Source organism: Telluria sp. AZSoR62, assembly GCF_058111565.1.
On record NZ_JBYTST010000196.1, the window covers coordinates 1 to 322 of the forward strand.

Here is a 322-nt window from a genome sequence, read left to right on the forward strand (position 1 = left end):
GAGTCTTTCATACCGGCCAGGTGCTGGATCGCGCCGGAGATACCGACCGCGATGTACAGCTGTGGCGCAACGATTTTGCCGGTCTGGCCGACCTGCATGTCGTTGGGTACGAAACCTGCGTCGACGGCCGCGCGGGAAGCGCCGACCGCAGCGCCCAGCTTGTCGGCCAGGGCGTACAGGTGCTTGAAATTGTCACCGTTCTGCATGCCACGACCGCCGGAAACGACGATTTTGGCAGCGGTCAGTTCAGGACGATCCGACTTGGCCAGCTCTTCGCCGACAAAGCTGGAAGTGCCAGCGTCGTGAGCAGCGGAGACGGCTT

At 62.7% G+C, this 322-nt stretch carries 1 protein-coding gene; it reads right to left on the minus strand.

Translation table 11 applies throughout. The features are described from left to right. A partial coding sequence (locus AC3XQU_RS23500; protein ID WP_489876557.1) for an electron transfer flavoprotein subunit alpha/FixB family protein occupies positions 1-322 on the minus strand: 322 nt, incomplete at both ends.